This is a genomic window from Streptomyces sp. AB3(2024) (assembly GCF_041862025.1).
In the GTDB taxonomy this organism is placed as follows: domain Bacteria; phylum Actinomycetota; class Actinomycetes; order Streptomycetales; family Streptomycetaceae; genus Streptomyces.
In genome coordinates this window covers 22,159-41,226 of the sequence record NZ_JBGWAB010000026.1, presented here as the reverse complement: position 1 = coordinate 41,226, position 19,068 = coordinate 22,159, and the positions used below count along the sequence as shown (strand labels likewise).

The following is a 19,068-nucleotide window of genomic DNA, read 5'->3' as shown; positions in this document are numbered from 1 at the left end:
CGAAAAGCGCCCCGCCGTCGATCCCCCCACGGGTCGACGGTCGGGGCGCTTTCCTTTTCCCCGGCAGCGGATTCCCCCCACGGGATCCGCGCCGGGGCGTCGGTGTGTGCCGGGACCCGTTCGGGTCGGGAGGGCCGCTCAAGGCTTCCCGAGGGCACGCGTCCCGGCCGGCAGATGCCCAGGACGTCCCCCAAGACCTCCGTGAAACATCCCCCAAGATGTTTCTGGCATCGCCCCATTAGACCCGTGTCGACCCCGGATGGTTACGTTGCGATCACTGTGATCTGCGTCTCCAGTGAAGGAACTGTGGAGGGCTGGGGGAGGAGGGTCACTAGCGGAAGGACCGCAGCCGCAGGCTGTTGGTGACCACGAAGACCGAGGAGAAGGCCATCGCGGCCCCCGCGATCATCGGGTTGAGCAGCCCGGCCGCCGCCAGCGGCAGCGCCGCCAGGTTGTAGCCGAAGGCCCAGAAGAGGTTGCCCTTGATGGTGGCGAGGGTGCGCCGGGAGAGCCGGATGGCGTCTGCGGCCACCCGCAGGTCGCCCCGTACGAGGGTCAGGTCCCCGGCCTCGATGGCCGCGTCGGTACCGGTTCCCAGGGCCAGGCCGAGGTCGGCCTGGGCCAGCGCGGCCGCGTCGTTGACCCCGTCGCCCACCATGGCGACCGTGCGGCCCTCGGCCTGGAGCCGGCGGACCACGTCCACCTTGTCCTGCGGGAGCACCTCGGCGATGACCTCGTCGATGCCCACCTCGCGGGCCACCGTCTCGGCCACGGCCCGGTTGTCGCCGGTCAGCAGGACCGGGGTCAGGCCCAGTGCGCGCAGCCGGGTCACGGCCTCGGCGCTGGTCTCCTTGACCGCGTCGGCCACGCTCAGCACCCCGCGGGCCGTTCCGTCCCAGGCCACCAGCACGGCCGTGGCGCCGGTGGCCTCGGCGGCCTCCTTGGCGTCGGCGAGCGCGGCGGGCAGCGGCACCGCCCGGTCGGCCAGCAGCCGTTCGCGCCCCACGAGTACGGCGTGTCCCTCGACGGTGCCCTCGACGCCGAGCCCGCCGTGGTTACGGAAGTCCTCCGGGACGGGCAGCCCGCCGGCGGCGTCCGCGGCCGCCGCGGCGACGGCCCGCGCGATCGGGTGCTCGGAGAAGTGCTCCAGGGCGCCGGCCAGGCGCAGCAGTTCGCCGGCGTCGACCCCCTCGGCGGGATGGGTGGCGGACAGGGTCATCCGGCCGGTGGTGACCGTCCCGGTCTTGTCCAGGACCACGGTGTCCACCCGGCGGGTCGACTCCAGCACCTCGGGGCCCTTGATCAGGATGCCGAGCTGGGCCCCCCGTCCGGTGCCGACCATCAGCGCGGTCGGCGTGGCCAGGCCCAGGGCGCAGGGGCAGGCGATGATCAGGACGGACACGGCGGCGGTGAAGGCGGCGGTGGCGTCGTCGGCGATGAGCAGCCAGGCGACCCAGGTGCCGAGGGCGAGGAGCAGGACGACGGGGACGAAGACGCCGGCGACGCGGTCGGCGAGCCGTTGCACCGCGGCCTTGCCGCTCTGCGCGTCCTCGACCATCTTGGCCATCCGGGCGAGCTGGGTGTCGGCCCCGATCCGGGTGGCCTCGACGACGAGCCGGCCCGAGGCGTTGACCGTGGCGCCGGTCACCGGGTCCCCGACGGCCACCTCGACCGGGACGGATTCCCCCGTCAGCATCGAGGCGTCCACGGCGGAGGAGCCCTCGACGACGGTGCCGTCGGTGGCGATCTTCTCGCCGGGGCGGACGACGAACCGGTCTCCGACCGCGAGCGCGGCGACCGGGACGCGGACCTCCCGGCCCGCGCGCAGCACCACCACGTCCTTGGCGCCCAGTTCCAGCAGGGCCCGCAGGGCGGCCCCGGCCTTCCGCTTGGAGCGGGCCTCCAGGTAGCGGCCGAGCAGGATGAAGGTGACGACTCCGGCGGCGACCTCCAGATAGATGGCGGAGGAGCCGTCCGCGTGCGAGGCGCCCAGGTCGAAGCCGTGCCGCATGCCGGGCATGCCCGCCTGCCCGAAGAACAGGGCCCACAGCGACCAGGTGAAGGCGGCGAGGGTGCCGATGGACACCAGGGTGTCCATGGTGGCCGCGCCGTGCCGCAGGTTCGTCCAGGCGGCCTTGTGGAAGGGGAAGCCGCCCCAGACGACCACGGGCGCGGCCAGGGTCAGCGAGAGCCACTGCCAGTTGTCGAACTGGAGGGCCGGGACCATCGCGAGCACGACGACGGGCACGGCGAGGACGGCGGAGACCAGCAGCCGCTGCCGCAGCGCGGCCAGTTCCGGGTCGCGTCCGGAGGGCGCTTCCGCTTCCGCTTCCCGTTCCGGTCCGGCCCCGTCGGCCGCCGCGGGGGGCGGGGGCGGGGGCGCGGGCTCCTCGGCGGTGTACCCGGTCTTCACGACGGTCGCGATCAGGTCGGCGACCCGTACGTCGCCCGTGCAGGAGACGTGGGCCTTCTCGGTGGCGTAGTTCACCGTGGCCTCGACGCCGTCCATCCGGTTGAGCTTCTTCTCGATCCGGGCGGCGCAGGAGGCGCAGGTCATCCCGCCGATCGAGAGCTCGACCGCCGTTATGGGCCCGTCGTGCACTGTGCTGGTCATGTTTCCGGCTCCAGGGGGAGGGCCGGCCCGTACGGGACCAGTATGAGCTGGCCGGTACGGACCGGCTGGGCGCTGCGGGAGTGGCGGGGCGCGGCTCAGACCCGGCCGGCGAGCTCGTAGCCCGCCTCGTCCACGGCGGCGCGGACGTCTTCCTCGGCGAGCGGGGCGGCGGAGACCACGGTGACCTCACCGGTGGCGGCGACGGCCTTGACCGAGGACACTCCCGCCAGGGCGGTCAGCTCGGCGGTCACGGCGCCCTCGCAGTGCCCACAGGTCATTCCGGTGACCTTGTACACGGCGGTGGTCCGGTTGTCCGTCTCGGCGGTCATGTCGTTCTCCTTCATCGGGGTGTCTCTCTGCTCCCAGATTATACCCCTAGGGGGTATTGAGCGAGCATCTGGCGGGACTTGGCGGGATCTCAGTGAAGCGCGTGGGGGGCAAGATCGCCGCAATCCCAGTAAACGGCGTTTACGGTGCATATGGAACGGTATCCACCGATAGTGGCCACCGGGGCCGTCAGCCGTCGCGGCGCCCCCGGTTGCCCGGGCGGCGGGCCACCCAGGCGCGGATGGTGTCGGCGTACCAGTAGGGCTTCGAGCCCTCCACATGGTCGGGCGCGGGGAGCAGCCCGTGCTTCCGGTAGGAGCGCACGCTGTCCGGCTGGACCTGGATATGGGCGGCGATCTCCTTGTACGACCACAGCGTTCGGTCGCTCATCCACGACACCTCCTGGTCCACGCCGCGGGGCCGGCCGGACGGCCGTCGGGGGAGCCGGCGCGTGGACGCTGACGATCACTCGGGTTGTGCCCGGAGAACGACGTCCGGTGAGTTCGGGGGAGCGGCTGTCGACGGCCTGTGACAGAAAACCCGCGAAATGCGGACATCCGTCATAGGAGGGTGACTCCCGTGACGGAATACGACACAGGAGTCACCAGGGCGTGCGGGGCGTGCGAGCCCGGTCAGTCCCGCCCGGCCGCGTACAGCTCCGGCCGCTCCGCCAGCCGCACCTCGGTCCGTACGCCGCTGCGTGCGGCCGCCAGCCCCGCCCGCGAGACGGCCGCCGCCGCGTACCCGTCCCACGCGTCGGGTCCCGCCACCCGGCCCCGCGCCGCCGCGGCCACCCAGCGCCGCACCTGGCGGTCGTAGGCGTCGGCGAACCGGGTCGTGTAGTCCTGGACCACCTCCCCGCCCCACCGGCCGCCCGACTCGACCACCATCGCGTGGCCGTCGCCGATGCGGGCGGTGCCGGATTCGCCGACCGCCTCGCAGCGCACCTGGTAGCCGAAACCGCAGTTGACGAAGATCTCCACGTCCACGATCGCGCCACCCGAGGTCTCCAGCAGGACGAAGCGCGGATCGCCCAGTGCCTCCGGAGCGGCCGAGGTGGGGGTGGGCGCGAGCACGGTCACCGCGGTGACCTCCTGGCCCAGCAGCCAGCGGGCCGCGTCCACCTCGTGCACCACCGAGTCGCTGATCAGCATGTCGCCGGTGAAGAAGGAGGGGGAGGAGGCGTTGCGGTGGCGGCAGTGCAGGAAGAGCGGCCGGCCGATCCCGCCCGCGTCCAGCAGCTCCTTGAGCCGCTCGTACTCGGCGTCGAAACGCCGCATGAACCCCACCTGCACCAGCCGCCGCCCCAGCCGCCGCTCCGCCTCCATGATCCGCAGGGCTCCCTCCGGATCCGGGGTCAGGGGCTTCTCGCAGAGCACCGGCAGCCGGCGCTCCAGGGCGTGCAGGACCGCCTCCTCGTGGGCGGGACCGGGGGAGGCGATCAGTACGGCGTCCACCCCGGGCGCCGCGATCGCGGCCTCCGGGTCCGTGTACGCGCCCGCGCCCTCCAGACCCGCCGCGACCTCCTTGACCCGGTCCCCGTCCGGATCGGCGACGGCCACCACCCGCGCTCCGCCCACCGTGGTGCCGATCCGCCGGACGTGATCTGAACCCATCCTCCCGGTGCCGATGACCGCGATGCCGAGCGTGCCGCTCATGTGTCTCTCCTCCAGGGTGTCAACGGGCGCCGCAGGAGCGCAGATGGGCCCGGGTGCGCCGGGCGATGGGCAGCGGCCGGTCGGGCGCGCACGGGTACATGTCCTGCTCCACGATGGCGAAGAGCTCCACCCCGAGCCGTTGCGCGGCCGCCAGTACGGGCTCCAGCGCGGGCACTCCCGACGGCGGCTCGCACATCACCCCGCGGGCCACGGCCGGCCCGAAGGGCAGCTCCTCGGCCCGCACTTCGGCGAGGACCCGCGGGTCCACCTGCTTGAGGTGGAGGTAGCCGATCCGCTCGCCGAAGGTCTCGATCGCCTCGACGCTGTCCCCGCCGCAGTACGCGTAGTGCCCGGTGTCCAGGCACAGCGAGACCAGGGCCGGATCGGTGGCGTCCAGGAACCGGGCCACGTTCGCCGGGGTGTCGATGTGGGTGTCGGCGTGCGGGTGGACCACGATCCGCAGCCCGTAGCGGTCCCGGACCTCCCGGCCCAGCCGCTCGGTCTGGGAGGTCAGTTCGCGCCATTGGTCCGGGGTCAGGACCCGGTCCTCCAGCACCGCGCCCGTCTTGTCGTCGCGCCAGAAGGAGGGGATGACGACCAGGTGCTCCGCTCCCGTGTCCCGGGTGAGCGCGGCGATCCGCGACACGTGCTCCCAGGTCTCCTCCCAGACGGCGGGCCCGTGATGGAGTCCGGTGAAGACGGTTCCGGCGGACACCCGCAGGCCCCGCTTCGCCGTCTCGTCGGCGAGGCGGGCCGCGTCGGTGGGCAGGTAGCCGTAGGGGCCGAGCTCGATCCACTCGTACCCGGCGTCGGCCACCTCGTCGAGGAAGCGCTCCCAGGGGGTCTGGAGGGGATCCTCCGGAAACCAGACACCCCAGGAGTCCGGAGCCGAACCGACACGGATACGGGTCAACGCGGGTGGGGAGGAGGTCATGACGGCCACCTTAGGGTGCGAGGCTCAAGGCAACGGGGAAGGCGAATGGGACGGGTACGGGTACGGGGAGCGGGAGGAGCGGCGCAAGTGGCAGGAGTCGCGGGAGTGTCGGCTGTGAACAGCGTGGACGGGTCCGCGTACGACCTGATCACCATGGGACGGATCGGGGTGGATCTCTACCCGCTCAAGACCGGTGTACCGCTCGGCGAGGCCGACACCTTCGGCAGGTTCCTCGGCGGCTCGCCCACGAACGTCGCCGTCGCCGCGGCCCGGCTGGGCCGCCGCACGGCCGTGATCACCCGGACCGGGGCCGACCCCTTCGGGGCGTACCTGCGCGCCGAGCTGCGCGGCTTCGGCGTCGACGACCGGTGGGTGGGCGAGGTCGAGCGGTACCCGACGCCCGTCACCTTCTGCGAGGTCTTCCCGCCGGACCACTTCCCGCTCTACTTCTACCGGCTCCCCAAGGCCCCCGACCTGGAGATCGGGGTGGACGAGGTGGACCGGGAGGCGGTGCGCGCGGCCCGGGTCTTCTGGATGACGGGCACCGGACTCAGCGCGGAGCCCAGCCGCAGCGCCACCCTCGGCGCGCTGGAGGCCCGCTCGAAGTCCGGGACCACCGTCTTCGACCTGGACTGGCGGCCCATGCTCTGGGAGGAACCGCCGGGGCCCTGGTACGAGCGGGCCCTCGCCCTGGCCACCGTCGCCGTCGGCAACACCGAGGAGTGCGCGGTGGCCACCGGCCGGGACGAGCCGTACGCGGCCGCGCGGGCGCTGCTCGCCGCCGGGGTGGAACTGGCCGTGGTCAAACGCGGGCCGCAGGGCGTGCTGGCCGTGCACCGGGACGGGACGGTGGTGGAGGTGCCGCCGGTGCCGGTGACGGTGGTCAACGGGCTGGGCGCCGGGGACGCGTTCGGGGGCGCCCTGTGCCACGGACTGCTGGCCGGCTGGGACCTGGAACGGGTGCTGCGCCACGCGAACGCGGCCGGCGCGATCGTGGCCTCCCGGCTGGCGTGCTCGACGGCGATGCCGTTCCCGGACGAGGTGGAGGAGGTGCTGGGCCGTGCCGGTGGTGTCTGAGTCGGTGATGGAGTTCACCCGGCTGCGGGTGCTGGAACTCGCGCCGGGGGAGACGTACGGGTTCGCCTGCGGCGACGCGGAGTGGATCGTCCTCCCCCTCGCGGGCGGCTGCGAGGTCCGCTGCGCGGGGGCTTCCCCGGCCCCGGACGGGCGTGCCGGACCGGATCCCGATCCGGCCTCCGGGCCGTTTGCGGACGGGCGTCCTGGCCCGGATCCGGAGCCGTTCCCGGACGGGCGTTCCGGCGCGGCCCCGGCACGACACCCCGGCCCCGCCCGGGAAGGGTCCCCCGGGGTGGGTCCCGGGGTGGGCCCGGATCCGGAGCCGGATGCTGAGCCGTTCCCGGATGGGTGTTCCGGGGTGGGTCCCGGGGTGGGCCCGGATCCGGAGCCGGATGCTGAGCCGTTCCCGGATGGGTGTTCCGGGGTGGGTCCCGGGGTGGATCCGGATCCTGAGCCCGATCCCGAGCCGTTCCCGGACGGGCGCCCCGGGCCGTTTCCGGACCGGAGCGCAGGCTCGGATCCGGGCCCGGACGGGCGTCGTGGTCCGGACCGGCTCGCCGGCGGGCCGGGCGGGGCCGGGGGGAGCGGACCGCAGGTCTTCCGGCTCGGGGGCCGGAGCGGGGTGTTCGACGGCCCGAGCGACTTCGCGTACCTGCCCCGCGACGGCCGCGCGGACGTCACCTCGGCGCGGGGCGGCCGGTTCGCGCTCGTGGGGGCCCGCTGCGAGCGGCGCCTGCCGGCCCGGTACGGGCCCGCCGGGGCCGTCCCGGTGGAGCTGCGCGGCGCCGGCACCTGCTCCCGGCAGGTCCACAACTTCGCCGCCGCCGACGTGTTCCCCTGCGACCGGCTCATCGCCGTCGAGGTGCTCACCCCCGGCGGGAACTGGTCCTCGTACCCGCCCCACAAGCACGACGAGCACCACCCCGGCGAGGAGTCCCGCCTGGAGGAGATCTACTACTTCGAGATCGCCCCGCACGACGGCGTCCCCGGTGTCGGCTACCAGCGCGTGAGCCCCTCCCCGGCCGGGAGGACCGACGTCCTCGCCGAGGTGCGGACGGGCGACACCGTCCTCGTCCCGGACGGCTGGCACGGCCCCTCCATCGCCGCGCCCGGCCACGACATGTACTACCTGAACGTGATGGCCGGGCCGGACGCCACGCGGGAGTGGCTGATCCGGGACCACCCCGACCACGGCTGGATCCGCGGCACCTGGCCCGGCCTGGCCGTCGACCCCCGGCTGCCCTTCCCCCGCCCGCAGGACGACCGCCCGCAGGACGACCGCCCGGAGGACGGCACATGAGGCTCACCACCGCCCAGGCCCTGGTCCGCTTCCTGGCCCGCCAGTACACCGAGCGCGACGGCCGGCGCCACCGGCTGATCGCCGCCACCTGGGGGATCTTCGGGCACGGCAACGTGGCCGGGATCGGGCAGGCCCTGCTGGAGAGCGGCCCCCAGGCCATGCCCTTCCTCCAGGGGCGCAACGAGCAGGCCATGGTGCACGCCGCCGTCGGCTACGCCCGCCAGAGCGGCCGGCTCTCCGCGCACGCCGTGACCACCTCCATCGGGCCCGGCGCGACCAACCTCGTCACCGGAGCCGCCCTCGCCACGATCAACCGGATCCCGGTGCTCCTGCTGCCCGGCGACACCTTCGCGACCCGGCCCGCCGATCCGGTGCTCCAGCAGCTCGAAGTCCCCTACGCCGGAGACGTCTCCGTCAACGACACCCTGCGGCCCGTCTCGCGCCACTTCGACCGGATCACCCGGCCCGAGGCCCTGGTCCCGGCCGCCCTCCAGGCGATGCGGGTGCTCACCGACCCCGTGCAGACCGGGGCCGTCACCCTCGCGCTGCCGCAGGACGTGCAGGCCGAGGCCCACGACTGGCCCGAGGAGTTCTTCGCCGAGCGGGTGTGGACCGTGCGCCGCCCGCGCCCCGACCGCCGCGAGCTGGCCGCCGCCGCCGAGGCGGTACGGGGCTCCGCGCGCCCCCTGATCGTCGCCGGCGGCGGCATCCGGCACGCCGCCGCCGGGGCCGCGCTCGCCGCCCTCGCGGAGGCCACCGGGATCCCGGTCGCCACCACGCAGGCGGGCAAGGGGGTCCTCCCGTACGACCACCCCGCCGAAGTGGGCGGCGTCGGTCACACCGGGACGGCCACCGCCGACACGCTGGCCCGGGAGGCCGACCTGGTCATCGCCGCCGGGACCCGGCTCACCGACTTCACGACCGCCTCCTCGACCCTCTTCCAGAACCCGGCCGTCCGCTTCCTCGGCCTCAACCTCGACCCGTACGACGCCCACAAGCTCGCCGCCCTGCCCCTGGTGGCGGACGCCCGCGAGGGGCTGGCGGAGCTGCTCGACGCGGTCGCCGGGTACCGGGTCGCGCCCGCGTACGAGGCCGCGTACACCGCGGCCAAGGCCGGGTGGGAGGCCCGCGTGGACGCCGCGTACGCCGTACCCGCCGACGCGGAGGACCTGCCGCCCACCCAGGCCCAGGTCCTCGGCCTCCTCGACGGGCTCGTGGACGGCACCGACATCCTGGTCAACGCCGCCGGCTCGCTCCCCGGAGACCTGCACAGGCTCTGGCGGGCCCGCTCGGCCGACCAGTACCACGTCGAGTACGGCTACTCCTGCATGGGCTACGAGATCCCCGCCGCCCTCGGCACCGCCCTCGCCGCGCCCGGCCGCCCGGTGTGGGCCCTGGTCGGCGACGGGACGTACCTGATGAACCCCACCGAGCTCGTCACCGCCGTGCAGGAGGGCGTCCCCGTCAAGGTGGTGATCCTCGACAACCACGGCTTCGCCTCCATCGGCGGCCTGTCGGGGGCCGTGGGCGGCGAGGGCTTCGGCACGGCGTACCGCTTCCGGGGGCCCGACGGCGCGTACGACGGCGCCCCCCTCCCGGTGGACCTCGCCGCGAACGCGGCCTCCCTGGGGATGGCCACCATCCGTACCCACACCATCGGTGACCTGCGAAAAGCCCTCTCCGAAGCACGTGCGGCGGACCGTCCCACATGTGTCTACGCACAGACCCGAACACCCGACACTGTGTCGGGCCCACCCCCGGCACAGGCGTGGTGGGATGTTCCTGTGGCCGAGACCGCGACCCGTGCGTCGGCGGCCCTGGCCCGTGACGAGTACGACCGGCAAGCCGCGCAGCGACGTCGCCATCTGTGAAGGAGCAAGCATGAAGACCGTCAACCACTGGATCGGTGGCAAGACCGTCGAGGGCGCGTCGGGCAACTACGGCCCGGTCACCGACCCGGCCACCGGCGAGGTCACCACGCAGGTCGCCCTCGCCTCCGCCGAGGAGGTCGACGCCGCGGTACGGGTCGCCCAGGAGGCGTTCCTGTCCTGGGGCCAGTCCTCGCTGGCCGCCCGCACCAAGGTGCTGTTCGCCTACCGCGCGCTGCTGGACGCCAACCGCGACGCCATCGCCGAACTGATCACCGCCGAGCACGGCAAGGTGCACTCGGACGCGCTGGGCGAGGTCGCCCGCGGCCTGGAGATCGTCGAGCTGGCCTGCGGGATCACCACCCAGCTCAAGGGCGAGCTGTCCACCTCCGTCTCCAACCGGGTGGACGTCTCCTCGATCCGCCAGCCGCTGGGCGTCGTCGCGGGCATCACGCCCTTCAACTTCCCGGCGATGGTCCCGATGTGGATGTTCCCGCTGGCCGTGGCCTGCGGAAACACCTTCATCCTCAAGCCCAGCGAGAAGGACCCCTCGGCCGCCAACAAGCTGGCCGAGCTGATGACCGAGGCCGGTCTCCCCGCGGGCGTCCTGAACGTCGTCCACGGCGACAAGGTGGCCGTCGACGCGCTCCTCGCGCACCCGGGCATCTCCGCCGTGTCCTTCGTCGGCTCGACCCCGATCGCCCGCCACATCCACACCACCGCCTCGGCCAACGGCAAGCGCGTCCAGGCGCTGGGCGGCGCCAAGAACCACATGCTGGTGCTCCCGGACGCGGACCTGGACGCCGCCGCCGACGCGGCCGTCTCCGCGGCCTACGGTTCGGCGGGCGAGCGCTGCATGGCGATCTCCGCGGTCGTCGCCGTCGGCTCCATCGCGGACGAGCTCGTCGAGAAGATCCGCGAGCGCGCCGAGAAGATCAAGATCGGCCCCGGCAACGACCCCACGTCCGAGATGGGCCCGCTGATCACCGCCGCCCACCGCGACAAGGTCGCCTCCTACGTCAAGGGCGCCGCGGCCCAGGGCGCCGACGTCGTCCTCGACGGCACCGGCTACACGGTCGAGGGCAACGAGAACGGCCACTGGATCGGCCTGTCCCTCCTGGACAACGTCAAGACCGACTCCGACGCCTACCGCGACGAGATCTTCGGCCCGGTGCTGTGCGTGCTGCGCACCGAGACCTACGAGGAGGGCGTGGCCCTCATCAACGCCTCGCCGTTCGGCAACGGCACCGCGATCTTCACCCGCGACGGCGGCGCCGCCCGCCGCTTCCAGCTGGAGATCCAGGCGGGCATGGTCGGCGTGAACGTGCCGATCCCGGTGCCGGTGGGCTACCACTCCTTCGGCGGCTGGAAGGACTCGCTCTTCGGCGACCACCACATCTACGGCAACGACGGCATCCACTTCTACACGCGCGGCAAGGTCGTCACCACCCGCTGGCCGGACCCGGCCGACGCCCCGGCCGGCGTGGACCTGGGCTTCCCCCGCAACCACTGACGCCCGGCCGCCGGTGACGCCCGGCGGCCTCCGATCCCCGGCGGCCTCCGGTCCCCGGCCGCCACCGTCGTCGGCCGGCGCGTCCCCGAACGGCAGGCCCCCCTGGCCCACCCTCACCGGCCGGGGGGTCCTGCCGTTCGCCGCGCCGGGGGCGCTCGGGCCGCCCGTGCCTCGGGCCGCCCGGGGCCTCGCCGGTCAGTACGTCTGCGCCAAGTCCCGTGCGGGTCGCGGCCGTGGGGGATCCGAGCGTCGCCGCCGGCGCAGTACCAGCACGGCCGTCCCCGCCCCCGCCAGCACCAGGACCGCTCCCGCCGCTGCCCAGGGGACCGCGAGGAAGTCCGTGGCGGACTCGGAGGAGAGGTCGGGGTAGGCGGCCGCGCCCGCCGAGACCTTGACGCTCACCCAGTCCAACTGGGGCGAGTCAGGCCACGGTTCGGTCAGCTCCACCCGCTGCCCCGGCAGCAGCACCAGCTTCGGCTCCCGGGCCGGCCGGTCCAGCACCCGGCGCCCGAACAGCCCCCGCGCGGACACCGCCACCTTCGGCTCCACCACCACGTTGCCCCGGTTGACCAGCGCGTACGAGACCGTGGCGCGGGCGTCCTTCACCCACGGCAGCAGCGGCGCCCCCCGGGTCACCCGTACGTCCTCCACGCTCAGCCCCGGGGTCAGCGGTCCCGGCACCCGGAAGTACAGCCGGGCCCCCACCGAACGCTTCACCCCCACCTGCACCTTGCCGTCCTTCTGTACCCCCTCGACGGCGGTGTTGAGCGCGACGATCCCGCCGACGTGATCGCCCGGCGTGGCGTCCCGGGGGACCTTGACGGTGAAGGGGATGTCGGCGCGGCCCTTCGGCGGCACGGTCACGGTGGCCGACGCCTGCGGTGCCAGCGCGATCCAGGTGCCGACGTCCTTGGGCTTCGTCTCGGCGGGCAACAGCGCGAAGGCGCCCCCCGACGGGGTGTTCACGGCGTCGGTGGCGAAGACCTGGAAGGTCAGCTCCTTGTCGGAGGAGTTCAGGATCGTGGCGCTGTCGCCGACGGTGGCCCCGGCGGCGCCCTGGTGGAAGAAGTACGCGCGGTCGGTCATCGCGGCACCCGCGGCGGGCGTGGGGAACACCCCCCAGGTGCCGTTGTCCGCGGCCGTGGCGGGGGCGGCGGACAGGGCGGGGAGCAGCAGCAGCCCGCACAGTCCGGCGAGGAGGACGTGCGGGAGGGTGCGCAGGCGCATGGGCGGGTCTCTCCAGTCACGGCGCGGAACGGGAAGAGGGGTGGGGGGGGGGGGGGGGGGGCGCCCCCGCCCCCCCCCCCCCCCCCCCCCGGGGCCGGGCCCGGTCAGGCGATCGAGAAGGTCACGACCGACTGGTAGGTGTCGGCGAACATGAACGGCGGCAGCTGCAGCATCGCCGCGCCGCCCACGGCGAACTCGCCGCCGGTCAGCTCGTCACCGCCGGCCGCCTGGGAGGCGACCTTCATCGGGGTGTCGGTGATCGCGCCCGGCGCACCGGCGGTGCAGGTGCTCGGGCTGTCCGGGTTGGTCACGGTGCAGGACGGCTGGATGCCGATCTGCGCCTTCGCCATCGAGTGGCCGGTCGTCTGGTTCAGGAACGGCGTACGGGTCGCCGTCACGTCCCAGCCGAGGCTGCCGCCGCGGAAGTCCTGGACGGTGGCGGCGTTGAACGCGCCGAACACCGACTGGGCCTTGCCGTTGATGGTCACCGAGCCGAAGCTGACGGCCGGCTGGCCGGCCTTCGGGCCGAGGGCCAGCGGTCCGGGCAGCACCTCGACGTCCACCGGGTTCTGCACGCCCGCCTGCTCCTCGACGAACACGAAGGGCTTGGCCGGGGGCACCGAACCGTCGATCTTGATGGCGTCGGCCTTCTTGGTGACCGTGATGTTGCAGGTGGCGGCGCCGGTCGCGTCCGCCGTGCCGGTACCGGTGTCACCGGTCGCGGCGCCCGCGAGGAGGGCGGAACAGGTGACCGGGCCGGCCGGGAAGTTGGCGCCGGTGGCGGTGACGGCGGTGCCCGCCTTGCCGCTGTTGGGCGTCAGCCTGGTGGTGACCGGGTCCTTGGGCAGGGCCTCGACGGCCACCGAGCCGACGGAGGCGCTGGGACGCGGATCCGGTGTACAGGTCGTCGTGTAGACCGTGCCGCCGAGGTCGGCGTCCGTGATGACCTGGTCGATGGTGATCTGGACCGTGGTGCCCTCGGCGCCGTCCGGGATGGTGATGTTCCCGCTGAAGGCGGGCGGGTCGGCCTTCTTGCCGGCTTCCTGGTGGCTGGGGACGGCCGCGCTGGTGACCGTCTGGGCGACCCCGCCGACGAGCAGCTTCGCCTTGATCGTGTTGACCGTGTCGATGGTGAACATCGGGACGACCGGGGTCTCACCGGGGTCGATGGTGATCGGGACGCTCTGGCCCGCCTTCGCGGTGTCCGGCAGCGTGATCGTGTAGTCCTGGTTGCCGTTGGCGCCCGGCTGGGGCGCCGGGGCCACGCACTTCACGGGGACCGAAGTGGTCTTGGTCGCGGCCTGCGCCGTGCCCGTGAGGGCCACCACACCGCCCGTCAGGGCCAGGGAAAGGGCGCCCGCCCCGGCCAGAACTCTTCGTCGGAACGTTGTACTCACTGGGTCGCGACTCCTTCGTCAGACGAAACCCCTCCCCCCACCCGCTGTGGGGAGGAGGTTGAGCCGGTGCGGATGGCCGTCATTGACGCGTCGCGGTCATGAGAAGTCAATGGCTTGCTTTCGCCCGAAGCACACAGACATTGATGTCCCATCAGACCCGGTCTGATGGGACATCGGATACCGACTGGTCGGTGGCGGGTACGCCCGGGGCGGGAGGGGTCAGCGGTTTGTCGGGACCTGCAGGAGCAGGTTCGCGGTCCCGGCCGGGAGGTTCGTGATCCGGTCCGGAACAGCGGCGCGCACCAGGGCCTGGCGGACCTGTTCGGGGGACGGGCGCATGCCGGTCACGCCGGGCAGGCCGGTGGCGCCGGGCGTGCCCGGCGCGCCGACGGCCCCGCCGGTTCCGGCCGTGCCGTCCCCGGTGTCCGAAAGGATCAGTGCAGCCACGCCCGCCACGTGCGGGGCGGCCATGGAGGTGCCGGAAGCACGGGCGAGGGCGGTCGCGGAGCCCTTCCAGGCGGAGACGACGGACACGCCCGGCGCGGAGATGTCCACGCAGGGGCCGTGGTTGGAGAACGCGGGGCGGCGGTCGGTGGCGTCGGTCGCGCCGACGGTGAGGGCCTGCGGGACGCCGGAGGGGGAACCGGCGCAGGCGTCCTCGCCCTCGTTCCCGGCGGCCACGGTGAAGGTGATCCCGGACGCCACCGCGCGGATGACGGCCGCGTCCATGGCGTGACTACGGGAGCCGCCCATGCTCATGTTGGCCACGAACGGGCCCTTCGTCGCGTTCTTGACCACGTCCTTCACCATCCAGTCGAGGCCGCGCAGGATGGCCGACAGCCGCCCGTCACCCCGGCAGTCGGCCACCTTCACCCCGACGAGGGAGACCCCCTTCGCCACCCCGTACGTGGCCCCGCCGACGGCCGCGGCGACGTGGGTGCCGTGACCGTTGCAGTCGGACGCGCCCTCCAGGAACACCGCGTTGTAGCCGGCGCGGGCGCGTCCGCCGAACTCCTGGTGGAGGGCGTTGATTCCGGTGTCGACCACGTAGACGGTGACGCCCCGGCCCTGGGAGGCGTACGTGTACGAGCCGTCGAGCGGCAGCTCGCGCTGGTCGATCCGGTCCAACGGCCAGGGCGCGGACCGCTGCACGGCGGGGGCGGGCGCCGCGGGTGCCGGGGCCGCGACGGTGGTGGCGGGCGCCGCGGGAGCGGAGGGTGGGGGCGGCGTCGGGTCGTCGGAGATCCGGTACAGCCCGTCCGGCTCCACGGAAGCCACCCTCGGGTCGGCGGCGAGCTCGGCGGCGCGGGCCGCGGTGGTGCGCACGGCGAAGCCGTTGAGGGCGGTGTCGTAGACCGCCGAGACCTGGTCGCCCGCCTCCGCCGCCTCGGCGGCGAGCGCGCGGGCCGGGGCGCGGGAGCTGGTGTCCTTGAGGACGACGACGTAGGGGGCGGTGGGGGCGTCGGTGGCACGCGCGGCGTCGGCGGTGTGCGGCGGAAGGACGGTGGCCGCCGCGAGGAGGGCGGCGGCCGGGAGGAGCGCGGTCATGGCGGTCATGCCGCCGATGCTCGGGCCGCCCCGGCGGCGGCGCGCGGAGGGTGCGCCGACCGGCCGCACGACACGCCGCCGCGAGGGGCGCGCCGGATCGGGCCGCCACTCCCGAATAACGCCGGCCGAGCCCGCGCCGGCCGAGCCCGCGCCGGCCGAGCCCGCGCCGGCCGATGGGCGGGGACGCCGGGGCTGCCGGGGCTGCCGGGCCCTCGGGGTAGCCGGGGGCTGCCGGTGTCTCGGGGACGCGCGGGAAGCCGGTGCCGCTGGTGCTTCGGGGCCGCCGGTGTCGAGGGGCCGAGGAGAGCCTCGCGGGGCCGAGGGATGTGGTGCCGGGCGGCGCGGGCTCGGTCGGGGGGATCCGGAGGGGACGGGCCGACCGAGTGCCCGGCCGCGCATCGTGGGGACGCCCTCGTGCCCGGCGCCTGCCGAGTCGTACGTGGCCAGGGCGGGCCGGTGGATCAGATGGCGCGGAGGGCCAGGGCGGCCGCGAACGCGGGTGGTGCCGGGAGGTCGCGCAGGGTCCAGCCCGGGACCGGGGCCGGAGTGGCCGCCGAGCCCACGTACGGGTCGACCAGGCCGAGTGCCAGTCCCGTGCCGGTGGCCTTGAGGTAGGCCTCCTTGCGGGACCACACCCGCGCGAGGGCGGCCGGGCGTTCCGCCACCGGGAGGCCCACGAGCTCGGCCGTCTCCGCCGGATGCAGGGTACCCAGGACGTCGTCCACCGCTCCCGCTCCGGGCAGACCCTCGATGTCCACGCCGACCGGTACCCCCGCGAAGGCGAAGTACGCCATGTCGTCGCTGTGCGAGAGCGAGAAGTGCAGCGCGCCCCCGGCCACGGCGGGGCGCCCGTGCGGCCCGCCGCAGCACGGGCAGTCCTCCCGCACCAGGGCGACCCTCTCCGGCGGGAGCCCGAGGTAACCGCCGAGCAGTACGCGCAGCCCCAGGTGTGACGCGAGGTAGCTGCGGCGGTCGCGGGCGCGCAGCAGCCGCGAGAGCCGGTCCCGCTCGGACGCGTCCAGCAGTGCGACCGCACCGGCGACGTCGTGGCCGCCGACCACCTCGCGCGTGGTGTCCAGCGACCACACGGTCACGGCGGCGCCCACCGGGAGAGCGCCGGTCCGGGGTATGCCCTCGCCGAGTTGGTTCACGTACTCGATCACCTGATGAGGGTAGACGAGGCGGCGGCGGGCCCGGCTACCCTCGTCCGGTATTGATCTTTCCGAGTCCAGGGGGAACTCGCCGTGCACAGTGCTGTCGTGACGCCGGAAGGCGACCGGATCCGCTGGGTCGAACTCGCCGGGGAGGGGCCGGTCCGCGTCTGGCTGCACGGGCTCGGCGCCACCTCGCCGGCCTACTTCGCGGCCGTCGCCGCGCACCCGTTGCTGGCCGGGCGGCGCTCGCTGCTGGTCGACATGCTGGGGCACGGGCACAGCGACCGGCCCGAGGCGTTCACGTACACCCTGGAGGCGCACGCCGACGCCGTCGCGCGGGCGCTCTCCGAGGCCGGGGTCGAGGGGACCGAGCTGATCGGCCACAGCATGGGCGGGGCGGTGGCCATCGTGCTCGCCGCCCGGCACCCCCGGCTGGTCTCCCGGCTCGTGCTGGTCGACGCCAACCTGGACCCGGTCCCGGTCGTTCCCCGTGTACCGGGCAGCAGCGGGATCGCCTCCTACACGGAGGAGGAGTTCCTGGCGGGAGGCTGGTCCGAGGTCCGCGACCGGGTCGGCGCGCACTGGTGGTCGACCATGCGGCTGGCCGACCGCACCGCCCTGCACCGCAGCGCGGTGCACCTCGCCGCGGGCACCACGCCCACCATGCGCGAGCTCCTGCTGGACCTGAAGCTCCCGCGCACCTTCCTCTACCCGGAGGCCGACGGCTCCCTGCCCGGGGCCGAGGCCCTGGAGGCCGCGGGGGTCGCCGTCGTCGCGGTGCCGGACTGCGGGCACAACATCATGCTGGACAACCCCGAGGCCTTTGTCCGCGCCACCGCCGCCGCCCTCGCCCCGACCGCTCCCTGACCCGTCCCCGCCGGGTGGGCCCGGGGGAGCGGCAGGGTCGGTGGAGGGGTCAGCGGCGTCCGGCCGGGACGGCCGAGGCCGGTGCCACGGAGGGCTGTCCGTCCGGTATTCGCGCCCCCGGTGAGGGCGTGCCGTCGGTCCAGGCGTAGACCTTCCTGCCGCGCACGGCGACCTGGTACTGGTACCGGTCACGGCACTCGGGCCGTTCCTCGGAGCGTGTGTCGCCGGGCCACCAACGGGCGTTCAGATGAGGCCCGCCCGCCTTCTTCGGGGCGCTGACGGCGCACTGCGGACCATCGAGCGGGGTCTTGCCGAGAGTGAACCGGATCAGCCGGGCCTCGCCGGTGGTGCGCACCCGTACGCGCACATCGGTGGCATCCTTCGGTATCCAGCTCGGCAGGACGAACGCCAGGTCACCGCGCGTCGGAGCGTCGGCGGCGGTGGCGAAGTGCCTGCCCTTCTCCTTGAAGAAGCGGTCGTTGAGGGTGTTGGTGACCGGGTTGGGCGGAAGGTTCGGCAGAGCGAGCGCGGCGATGGCGAAGGCTCCCGCCAAGGCGGCGGCGATGACGAGCGGACGGCGGTTCATAGCTATAAGTGTTCGGGTCGAAGCCCGCTCGCGCGTCCCTCCGCAGTACGAATCTTGACTCTGCCTGAAGTCGCATACGCCGTCATACCTGAGTGCCGGTCCGGGCGGCCGGCTTAGGTCGACGGTCCTTCGCCGGAACACCGGAACACCGGAACACCGGAACACCGGAACACCGGAACACCGGAACACCGGAACACCGGAACACCGGGCGAGGGCGGACCCGCCGGACCCACCAGGGCCGCCGTACCCACCGGACCTGCGGGGCCTCGTTATAGATGCGCTGGGGATCGCGGATATGTCGCGCTCCGAGAGTGAACACGCAAGCCGCGCCGCGAAGTTGACGGAGCGGCCCGCGCTCTCCCCCCACTCCCCCCGCCGCCCGGAGGAATGTCATGCGTCTTCGTCTCGCTCCCCTGCTCGCCGCCACGGCGGCCGCGGGTCTGCTCGCCCTCGCGCCCCCCGCGTCGGCCGCCCCGGCGGACAAGCCGCAGGTCCTCGGCAGTTGGACGCAGACCAGCGCGTCCAGTTACAACGCCTGGGTCGCGGCGCGCGGCAGCCAGGGCAACTGGGCCTCGTACGGCTTCGACTGGTCCACGGACTACTGCTCGTCCTCCCCGGACAACCCGTTCGGCTTCCCGTTCCAGACGGCCTGCGCCCGCCACGACTTCGGCTATCGCAACTACAAGGCGGCGGGTTCCTTCCCGGCGAACAAGTCCCGGCTGGACGACGCCCTGTACGCGGACCTGAAGCGGGTGTGTTCGCAGTACTCGGGCGTCAAGAAGGGTTCCTGCGACAGCACGGCCTGGACCTACTACCAGGCGGTCAAGGCGTTCGGCGTCTCCCCGCAGGACGCCCCGGCCGCCTGACGGCCCCGTCCCGCCCCGGCCCTGTCGCCGCCTCCGATCCCCGTCCCGCCCCCGCCCCCGTCGGGCGGGACGGCCCCCCTCGCGGGAAACACGGAAGCCCTCCCGGTGGGAGGGCTTCCGTCGTGGTGCGAA

Annotated in this window: 16 protein-coding genes; 6 read left to right on the top strand and 10 right to left on the bottom strand. The window is 73.9% G+C overall.

Annotation, left to right across the window (positions count from 1 at the left end; genetic code table 11):
- Positions 1-331: 331 nt before the first annotated feature.
- The 5 genes from ACEPPI_RS13955 to ACEPPI_RS13935 form a co-directional block, all read right to left on the bottom strand.
- Positions 332-2,614: a heavy metal translocating P-type ATPase gene (locus ACEPPI_RS13955; RefSeq protein ID WP_373915548.1), complete on the bottom strand. Its 2,283-nt coding sequence runs from the start codon at positions 2,612-2,614 to the stop codon at positions 332-334.
- 95 nt (positions 2,615-2,709) lie between these two features.
- On the bottom strand, positions 2,710-2,943 hold the full coding sequence (locus tag ACEPPI_RS13950) for a heavy-metal-associated domain-containing protein (protein ID WP_373915547.1): 234 nt from the start codon (positions 2,941-2,943) through the stop codon (positions 2,710-2,712).
- A 187-nt stretch (positions 2,944-3,130) separates the two neighbouring features.
- Positions 3,131-3,331, bottom strand: a complete 201-nt coding sequence (locus ACEPPI_RS13945; RefSeq protein WP_373915546.1) for a helix-turn-helix transcriptional regulator — start codon at positions 3,329-3,331, stop codon at positions 3,131-3,133.
- Between the two features lie 242 nt (positions 3,332-3,573).
- On the bottom strand, positions 3,574-4,599 hold the full coding sequence (locus tag ACEPPI_RS13940) for a Gfo/Idh/MocA family protein (RefSeq protein WP_373915545.1): 1,026 nt from the start codon (positions 4,597-4,599) through the stop codon (positions 3,574-3,576).
- Positions 4,600-4,618: 19 nt separating this feature from the next.
- Complete coding sequence (locus tag ACEPPI_RS13935; protein ID WP_373915544.1) at positions 4,619-5,533, bottom strand: sugar phosphate isomerase/epimerase family protein; 915 nt, start codon at positions 5,531-5,533, stop codon at positions 4,619-4,621.
- Positions 5,534-5,638: 105 nt separating this feature from the next.
- Here ACEPPI_RS13935 and iolC point away from each other — a divergent pair, with 105 nt between their 5' ends.
- From iolC to ACEPPI_RS13915, 4 genes are all read left to right on the top strand, one after another.
- The gene (gene iolC, locus ACEPPI_RS13930) at positions 5,639-6,610 is read left to right on the top strand and encodes a 5-dehydro-2-deoxygluconokinase (protein WP_373915543.1); all 972 of its coding nucleotides are present in this window, start codon (positions 5,639-5,641) and stop codon (positions 6,608-6,610) included.
- Positions 6,611-7,034: 424 nt separating this feature from the next.
- On the top strand, positions 7,035-7,910 hold the full coding sequence (gene iolB, locus ACEPPI_RS13925; protein WP_373915542.1) for a 5-deoxy-glucuronate isomerase: 876 nt from the start codon (positions 7,035-7,037) through the stop codon (positions 7,908-7,910).
- Positions 7,907-9,781, top strand: a complete 1,875-nt coding sequence (gene iolD, locus ACEPPI_RS13920) for a 3D-(3,5/4)-trihydroxycyclohexane-1,2-dione acylhydrolase (decyclizing) (protein ID WP_373915541.1) — start codon at positions 7,907-7,909, stop codon at positions 9,779-9,781. The genes iolB and iolD overlap by 4 nt, the downstream gene beginning before the upstream one ends.
- 10 nt (positions 9,782-9,791) lie before the next feature.
- Positions 9,792-11,291 (top strand): CoA-acylating methylmalonate-semialdehyde dehydrogenase, encoded by a 1,500-nt coding sequence (locus ACEPPI_RS13915; protein WP_373915540.1) that lies wholly within the window; start codon positions 9,792-9,794, stop codon positions 11,289-11,291.
- 195 nt (positions 11,292-11,486) lie between these two features.
- Here ACEPPI_RS13915 and ACEPPI_RS13910 read toward each other — a convergent pair whose 3' ends face one another.
- The 4 genes from ACEPPI_RS13910 to ACEPPI_RS13895 form a co-directional block, all read right to left on the bottom strand.
- A complete protein-coding gene (locus ACEPPI_RS13910) occupies positions 11,487-12,518 on the bottom strand; it encodes a WxL protein peptidoglycan domain-containing protein (protein WP_373915539.1) in 1,032 nt (343 codons plus the stop codon).
- A 104-nt stretch (positions 12,519-12,622) separates the two neighbouring features.
- The gene (locus tag ACEPPI_RS13905; protein ID WP_373915538.1) at positions 12,623-13,915 is read right to left on the bottom strand and encodes a hypothetical protein; all 1,293 of its coding nucleotides are present in this window, start codon (positions 13,913-13,915) and stop codon (positions 12,623-12,625) included.
- 219 nt (positions 13,916-14,134) lie between these two features.
- On the bottom strand, positions 14,135-15,472 hold the full coding sequence (locus ACEPPI_RS13900; RefSeq protein ID WP_373915537.1) for a S8 family peptidase: 1,338 nt from the start codon (positions 15,470-15,472) through the stop codon (positions 14,135-14,137).
- A 452-nt stretch (positions 15,473-15,924) separates the two neighbouring features.
- Positions 15,925-16,626: a 4'-phosphopantetheinyl transferase superfamily protein gene (locus ACEPPI_RS13895; protein ID WP_373915536.1), complete on the bottom strand. Its 702-nt coding sequence runs from the start codon at positions 16,624-16,626 to the stop codon at positions 15,925-15,927.
- 81 nt (positions 16,627-16,707) lie between these two features.
- Here ACEPPI_RS13895 and ACEPPI_RS13890 point away from each other — a divergent pair, with 81 nt between their 5' ends.
- Entirely contained in the window at positions 16,708-17,484 is a 777-nt protein-coding gene (locus ACEPPI_RS13890) for an alpha/beta fold hydrolase (RefSeq protein ID WP_373915535.1), read from the top strand.
- Between the two features lie 49 nt (positions 17,485-17,533).
- Here ACEPPI_RS13890 and ACEPPI_RS13885 read toward each other — a convergent pair whose 3' ends face one another.
- Positions 17,534-18,070 carry a hypothetical protein gene (locus ACEPPI_RS13885; protein ID WP_373915534.1) on the bottom strand — a complete coding sequence of 179 codons (537 nt, stop codon included), beginning with the start codon at positions 18,068-18,070 and terminating at the stop codon, positions 17,534-17,536.
- A gap of 392 nt (positions 18,071-18,462) precedes the next feature.
- Between ACEPPI_RS13885 and ACEPPI_RS13880 the strand changes: the two genes are divergently transcribed.
- Complete coding sequence (locus ACEPPI_RS13880) at positions 18,463-18,936, top strand: phospholipase (RefSeq protein ID WP_373915533.1); 474 nt, start codon at positions 18,463-18,465, stop codon at positions 18,934-18,936.
- Positions 18,937-19,068: the final 132 nt, after the last annotated feature.

Coding starts and splice junctions, on each gene's coding strand:
- ACEPPI_RS13950 (WP_373915547.1), bottom strand. CDS start 2,943: ATGACCGCCGAGACGGACAACCGGACCACCGCCGTGTACAAGGTCACC.
- ACEPPI_RS13880 (WP_373915533.1), top strand. CDS start 18,463: ATGCGTCTTCGTCTCGCTCCCCTGCTCGCCGCCACGGCGGCCGCGGGT.
- ACEPPI_RS13935 (WP_373915544.1), bottom strand. CDS start 5,533: ATGACCTCCTCCCCACCCGCGTTGACCCGTATCCGTGTCGGTTCGGCT.
- ACEPPI_RS13945 (WP_373915546.1), bottom strand. CDS start 3,331: ATGAGCGACCGAACGCTGTGGTCGTACAAGGAGATCGCCGCCCATATC.
- ACEPPI_RS13955 (WP_373915548.1), bottom strand. CDS start 2,614: ATGACCAGCACAGTGCACGACGGGCCCATAACGGCGGTCGAGCTCTCG.
- ACEPPI_RS13885 (WP_373915534.1), bottom strand. CDS start 18,070: ATGAACCGCCGTCCGCTCGTCATCGCCGCCGCCTTGGCGGGAGCCTTC.
- ACEPPI_RS13940 (WP_373915545.1), bottom strand. CDS start 4,599: ATGAGCGGCACGCTCGGCATCGCGGTCATCGGCACCGGGAGGATGGGT.
- ACEPPI_RS13915 (WP_373915540.1), top strand. CDS start 9,792: ATGAAGACCGTCAACCACTGGATCGGTGGCAAGACCGTCGAGGGCGCG.
- iolD (WP_373915541.1), top strand. CDS start 7,907: ATGAGGCTCACCACCGCCCAGGCCCTGGTCCGCTTCCTGGCCCGCCAG.
- ACEPPI_RS13910 (WP_373915539.1), bottom strand. CDS start 12,518: ATGCGCCTGCGCACCCTCCCGCACGTCCTCCTCGCCGGACTGTGCGGG.
- ACEPPI_RS13900 (WP_373915537.1), bottom strand. CDS start 15,472: ATGACCGCCATGACCGCGCTCCTCCCGGCCGCCGCCCTCCTCGCGGCG.